The organism is Moorena bouillonii PNG, from assembly GCF_001942495.1.
GTDB classification, from domain to species: Bacteria; Cyanobacteriota; Cyanobacteriia; order Cyanobacteriales; family Coleofasciculaceae; genus Moorena; species Moorena bouillonii.
Window position 1 is genome coordinate 4858429 of record NZ_MKZS01000001.1, and the last position, 6549, is coordinate 4864977.

At 43.0% G+C, this 6549-nt stretch carries 5 protein-coding genes; 2 read left to right on the forward strand and 3 right to left on the reverse strand.

The features are described from left to right. Positions 1–50: 50 nt before the first annotated feature. From BJP37_RS19655 to BJP37_RS19670, 3 genes are all read right to left on the reverse strand, one after another. Complete coding sequence (locus tag BJP37_RS19655) at positions 51–284, reverse strand: hypothetical protein (RefSeq protein ID WP_075901284.1); 234 nt, start codon at positions 282–284, stop codon at positions 51–53. 1124 nt (positions 285–1408) lie between these two features. Continuing rightward, entirely contained in the window at positions 1409–2902 is a 1494-nt protein-coding gene (locus tag BJP37_RS19660; RefSeq protein ID WP_075901286.1) for an FHA domain-containing protein, read from the reverse strand. Between the two features lie 277 nt (positions 2903–3179). Further along, positions 3180–4937 carry a 4Fe-4S binding protein gene (locus BJP37_RS19670; protein WP_229415375.1) on the reverse strand — a complete coding sequence of 586 codons (1758 nt, stop codon included), beginning with the start codon at positions 4935–4937 and terminating at the stop codon, positions 3180–3182. A 674-nt stretch (positions 4938–5611) separates the two neighbouring features. On the opposite strand from BJP37_RS19670, the gene BJP37_RS36955 reads away from it, so the two are divergent. Then, the gene (locus tag BJP37_RS36955; protein ID WP_075901292.1) at positions 5612–6049 is read left to right on the forward strand and encodes a hypothetical protein; all 438 of its coding nucleotides are present in this window, start codon (positions 5612–5614) and stop codon (positions 6047–6049) included. Positions 6050–6161: 112 nt separating this feature from the next. Then, positions 6162–6506, forward strand: a complete 345-nt coding sequence (locus tag BJP37_RS36960) for a transposase (protein ID WP_229415376.1) — start codon at positions 6162–6164, stop codon at positions 6504–6506. Positions 6507–6549 lie beyond the last annotated feature (43 nt).

Consider the following 6549-nt stretch of genomic DNA (forward strand, 5'->3'; position numbering starts at 1 on the left):
TTTATGCGCTGTCCCTGATTCAGCAAGCATTGTAGATCGGTTGTCACCCTTTAAGAGATGCCATAAGCCCGGGAGGCTCCTGTTGGTCCCAATGGCGGGTTATTTTCTACTGCCCTTAAGGCTTGATCCACCCAGAGATTAGCGCTGTTGTCTAGTGTCAGGTCTATGGCTTGTGCTGGTAAGCCCAGGGATAGCCCTGCGGTTGTTACTCCAATGGTTAGGAGTGAGGATAGATGCTGTCGTTTTTTCAGCCCTTGATGGTGAGCCGAAAATAAATTTTTCATATTTACACCCGTGACTGGTTGTTTTGCAAAAGGTCTTTTGAAAAAGTCAATTTCTACAAGGCAACTACAGTAGTTATCAGCCTGTTGTTGGCTTTTTATGCAAAAGGTCTAAAAATTGGATGGTAGATTGGACGGTAGCCAAACGTCGTTGCCGAACGGATTGGTTACCTAGGAAAAAGCAATGATGATATCAGGTCGTCTCACCAATTTAGGATAAAATTTAGGAAAGGACTTACGCACAGACTCCATGGGTAGGGTGGGCAAGGTTTTGCCCACCCTACAAGTAGCGTTAAATTGAGGGATTTGCGTAAGTCCTATAGGATAAATAGTCTCTCGAGAACACTATCAGTAAAAACACGGACGTCTTGCGGTTGAATCAAGTACCAAAACAGACTCAAAACAGACTAGGGACTCTGGCCATAAATTCCTTAGATCTGGTTGATTACTCTGAGTCTTTGGGAGTTCTCCGTACTTGATCCATAGGTCAAAATTTTTGGCTAGATTTAAATCCTTCACATTTATCATCCGTATTTTCACAAAAAACGTCAATTATCATCCGTAAAATTACTGATAACTTTAAGAACGCTTATTGATAATTTAAAAAAAATTCACAAAAGATATCCATATTTTCACAAGTTTCACAGAAAATGGGAATCGTAATGATTAGAGTTACCGCTACCATAGTAAACCCAGACAAAATCCCGACCATAATTAGCTCGATCCCCCAGAGGCTAAAACTATGACTAGGTCAGGTTTACTACTTTAAGTTGGTACCTATTATTAATCTGGTTTCTGTTATTGATTCGATTTGGCCAAGCTGATGGTGATGATCTTCACAAATTAGTCTCGTATGTTCACAGAAAAAATTCTTGGTCATAATCAGAGTTACTAATCACGACCAGTAGTTTTCACAAATTATTAGGTTTTGTTAACCTAATTGTCACAATCTTCACAGAGTTCGGATTTTGATTAATAACTCCCCAAAACTGTGGATATTTCAGCTAGGGAAAAGGTATTTGGCGAAATTTGAACTGTTATGAAACCTTTTCCCTTTTCTCTTTTAGCTTTATTGACTTTAATCAGTAGTAAGCTACATTCGTCATTCAACCCTTGACTTGACAGGTTTAAGCGCTAACCACTACTCGTCCTACAGGACGAGCCACACAAGTCAAAATCATCCCTTCCTGCCGTTCCTCGTCTTCCAGAGCGTCAGGCTCCTCATCATACTCTACCTTCCCTTCTAGAAGCTTGCGCTTACAAGCACCACAGGCTCCCATGCGGCAACCGCTTGGTAATGGTACCCCTTCTTGTTCCGCCACATCTAGGATGACATCCTCAGCATCACAGCTGACCTCTTTTCCAGACTCAGCAAAGACCACAGTGGGTTCATTAGAGGTTGATGGTGATTCTACTAGGTGTAGTCTAGGACGATCTTCCCCTTTGACTGGTTCAGGAGTTGCTGCTGTTGCTTTCTTTTTTGAGGGCTTTTTGCCGCCAAAGCTCTCTTCATTGTAGTTTTCCATCGGAAAGTCCAGACCCGCTAGCATCCCTTTCACCCCTGCCATAAAGGGATTCGGACCACAGACATAAACAATGCGATCGCGAAAATCAGGAGCCATTTCTGCCAGCATGGCTTCATTGAGTCTTCCGGTATAACCGGACCAAGCTTGATTGATTTCTGGGCGAGTGGTGGTAATCGCCAGCTTAAAATTAGGGTGCAAAGCGGCCATCAACTGTAATTTCTGATGGAAGATGATGTCTTTTGGGCTACGAGCACTGAGGACAAAGACAACATCCACATCAGCACCGGTATCACAAAGCCATTTGGACATCGACATCATGGGGGTAATGCCACTACCTGCTGAGATGAACAGCAGTTTATCAGCCCTATGGTCAGCACAGGTAAATTTACCCATTGGACCATTTAATCTCACCTCGGACCCGACTTTAATGTTGTCGTGCAACCAGTTAGACACCAAACCCGCTGGCAGATCAGGAGCGTCTGGTGGTGCTGGAACTCTCTTGACAGTAATTTCCAAAGTATGAGGACGTGAGGGGGACGAAGAGATGGAGTAGGAACGCTTCACGGGTTTGCCATCAATCTCCAAATCGAGAGTGACAAACTGACCTGGCTTGTAGCTGAACAGTATTGGTGGTTCGGCAACGAAGCGAAATGTTTTCACATCATCGGTCTCATCAATGACCTGTACACAGCGGACAGTAATCTCACCCTTAGTCCACTGCTTTATGCCAGTGCTATTACCATCTACAACTAGGTTTGGTTCCTGGTTAGAGCCATAGAGCTGTAGGTCTTTGACTAACAACACAAATTCACCGATGCGGATAATGTCATCTTCTCTCAGGAGCCAGTTTTGGTTAACATCTACCTCCTCATTATTGATCCGAGAGCCATCTGTGCTACCGAGGTCAGTAAAGTAATACTTTCCTCCTTGACATAGAATTCTGCCGTGTACACGACTCACTACAGGACTATCCAAGACTAGGTCACAACTTGGATGGCGGCCAATCAGATACTCTCCTTGAATTCCAGTTTCCGGTTTCAGGGTTTTTTCCTGTAACTCGTTGGTTTGGTAGTTGATGACTGTAGTCGTAAGCATGTTTTGTGTCACTCCAAATTACCGAACTAATTGGGTCAATTGCATCAATTGCTGAAATTTATGAAGGGATTGTCTATTGTGAGTTCACAACTGATATCAACTTGTCTTCATCGGTAGTACCCTCGGCCTGAGCCACCAGTAAGTGTTTTGTAAGTGTTTTACCAGTGGCTATATAATTATCAGCCTTTTTTTTTCTTTTTATGAAAAATTCTCTCTTTTTTCCGGTATATCCTCCTCGTCTCACCCTGTTGAATGTACTATCTTCGGAAACCAAGGACTAGTCCTGATCACCTGGTTGATTCTCATTTTGGCGGTCTTTTAGCAGCTTGGTGCGCTTATCAGAGCGATTCTGCTTGCGGGATTCCCTGAGGATAGTGCGTTGGTTAGAAGTACTAGTCTTCTGGCGCTGTTTGATGGTGCTCAGTACTTTATAAGGATCCCGTCCATAGTGGGGATACAAGATCGGTAAGTTTTCTTGCTCCTTACCAAGTTCTTCTAAAACCTGATAATGTTGCTGATCGTTGATACCCAGTTCATCCCGGATCTGCTGGAGAACCTCGAGACTACTAGCGGAATTCACATGTCCAGCTTGGATCGCTTCTCTTAGCACCCCTTTGTATACCCCCAAGCGGTATTGTTGGTTAGCACCGGGTAGGGTTTTAGCCAGGATGTGTAATTCCTGAGGTTTGAGATCATCCACGGAACGACCTTCGAGAAATTCCGAGAAGTCCAGGGGTAGCTTCTTCAGTTGACGGCGCAACTTGTCGGCCAAACTCTCTTGGGTATATTGGTTGGAACTACGACCCCAAGTTTGATAAAGCCATAAACTGCTCACCAGAATCACTAAACTCTGAAACAGGAATTGCACTAGAACAGGGAAGCGATTAATTTCGGGACGACCCCCGTAGATGAAGAAGAAGTTAAACGCAATAAATGTACAAATAGAAAAGACTCGGTGCAATACCTGCTCGTGAGTGATAGACTTATTTTTTCGCCACAGAGCCGCTTTGTATAGCTTTTCTAGCTTCGTACAAATTAGACAACTGAGGACCACGAAGACAACGAAGGTAAGAGGAGTTGCCACCAGTTTAGGAATCGCAATCGGGTGATTCATGATGTAAAACCCTGGCTTGAAAAGCGCACCTAACTGATTCTCTTCATGGGTCCAAGCCCCAGACAGGTAATAATCGAAGTTTCCTGCATACAACCAGTAGTAAACGAAATAGCCAATCACCAAGCCTAAATAACCATATTGGACTAATTTCCGACCAGGCTTAGTCAGTTGTTGCCAGTAGGCTTTTTCGGAATCGATATCCATACAAGGAGACTTACAACTGATACAGGCACTTTTTTCAATACCTGTGGTTTGGTCTACGGTGCGGCACATGGACTGGGTAATGGTTTTTGGCGGTGCGTTGTGAGCTTCAGTGCCAAGCAATCCCCGTGGTCCAGTAAATACCATCTGAACCATCCCAAATGGACAGACATAATGACACCAACTTCTGCCACCATAGAGGAATACCATCATTATGGCGGATACGATAGTCAAGCTCAGAAACAAACCCAGAACCAAGCGGTCAGAGTTAACAAATAGAATCCGGCAGTTCAACCCGATAAAGAAAATGGCAAACTGCACATATAAATGGTTACGAACCAGCCACGGATTTTTGCTGATATCCCCCTGTGGCTGTAACCCCAAAGCTCTGGGAATTTGGGACAGAAAGTAAAGTGGGCAAATGCGTCGCCAAGTCTCATGACCGAACACCAAAACAATCATGATGGCGCTAGGCACGATCATGCCCCAGAACATTCGCGCTCCCAGGGCATAGGGTTTTTCATCCAGGCATACTCCCTGGACTTGAACACATGGGTCTCGGGTGAGTATGGGATCCCGAAATAGGCTTAATAGATTATCAGGATCAGTTAAATTATGTGAGATCGGGTCATAAAACAACGAGACAATTAATATTAGCCAACTAATCGCTAGCACCCAACGGACTCGGTGCCAACTTTGCTCTGGTACCTTTGACAGCATCACTTTAACCCCCTTTTGCTCCATTGTGGGAAACCAGTTCAGGCATTGCCAGTACCCGTTTGGGTACTTCCTCACAGCTAGCACCAAAACCAATCCTAAGGATGAGCATTACCTTTCTTTGGGCATAATCTGCTCTATAAGACTAGCAAGAGTTAGGTCAACCCTCTTGAGCTTGGGTTTGTTGGCAACCTAACTAATACCATTGGTTTTTAGTCCCAATTACTTATCTGGTTGAGTCCATACTTTTATGCAGTTTCCGAATTACTTATCTTCTGGTTGAGTCCATACCTTTTATGCAGTTTCCGATTTTTCTACATAACAATACAAAAATAACCCATATGCTTCTAATCTGACAGTTGGGTAGACATAGCTCTACTTGTTGTCAGAAATAGAATTGCTTGGAATTGTTCAAAAGTACTCTTAGCTATACCTGATGGGGTTGGGGAAGTTAGCTTTGTACCAATTATTGTGAATAGGCTGATAGTTTAGGGAGAGCTTTTAGAAAAGCTCTCGATGCTCTCTGCTCTCTGTGTTGTCTCAAATCAGCACAAACTTCTCCTATTGGACCTAGCAGGGCGACAGAGGTAGGGGAAAGGTAGATGTAGCATAAGATACAGCAATCAGACCTAAAAAAAGATAGGTCAAATATAGCAAAGCCGACCTATCTAAAGAAAATGATAGCAAAAGAATACCAAAAAACCCTGGAAAAAGAACTCAACCGCAGTACTTATCTATTACTAACTCTAGTTGTAGCAAGTCTTCAATTATTTAAACAAGTGAAGTTAGAGTGGTTAGCCGAAGCACTACCATTACCAATTTTGTTTGAAAGTCGTCGGCAGAAATTACGGCGTTTCTTGAGAAATAAAAACTTAGGTGTGGAGAAAATTTGGTTTCCCTGTGTAAAGTGTCTATTAAGGAGTATGTTTAAACCCTCCGATACGATATATCTGGCCTTAGACAGAACAAGCTGGGGAGAAATAAATATCTTGATGGTAAGTATAATTTGGAACCACAGAGCATGGCCAGTATATTGGATTTTTTTATCAAAAAAGCGATGCAGCGCGGTCTTGGGGGTTTCCCCCATGAGCGACTGCATCAAGACAAGGAAGTAGTAACCTCAAGGAACAGCAAGAGGTATTAGGGAAAAGTATTGAGCTGTTATTAGGGCAAAGAGATGAGTATATAGTGTGTGTGCTAGGAGATAGAGAATTTTGTTCACCGAAGTTGGGCTTTTGGCTATCAGAAAAAGGGACATACTTTTGTTTAAGACAGAAATGCAATACAAAGATTAAAGTCAAAAAGGGGTTATATAAGGAACTAAGAGAGTGGGGTTTAACTCCTGGGATGAAGCTTTTTATCAATGACCGACAGGTGACTCAACAAACCGGCTTTGGGACTTTCAATATTGCGGCTAAGTGGAAAAGGAACTACAAAGGCTTTAAGACAAAAGAACCTTGGTATATCTTAACTAACTTAGTTGATTTAAAAACAGCTATTATAGCTTACCAAAAGCGTTTTGATATTGAGGAAATGTTTCGAGATTTTAAATCAGGTGGCCTGACTGACTGACAAAAGGCGGTCACTGTTTTGTCAAACTGTTTGTCAGATGGAT

What these genes read in the sequence shown, in the direction of transcription:
- BJP37_RS19655 (WP_075901284.1), bottom strand. Translation starts at nt 284, where the DNA reads ATGAAAAATTTATTTTCGGCTCACCATCAAGGGCTGAAAAAACGACAG.
- BJP37_RS19660 (WP_075901286.1), bottom strand. Translation starts at nt 2,902, where the DNA reads ATGCTTACGACTACAGTCATCAACTACCAAACCAACGAGTTACAGGAA.
- BJP37_RS19670 (WP_229415375.1), bottom strand. Translation starts at nt 4,937, where the DNA reads ATGCTGTCAAAGGTACCAGAGCAAAGTTGGCACCGAGTCCGTTGGGTG.
- BJP37_RS36955 (WP_075901292.1), top strand. Translation starts at nt 5,612, where the DNA reads ATGATAGCAAAAGAATACCAAAAAACCCTGGAAAAAGAACTCAACCGC.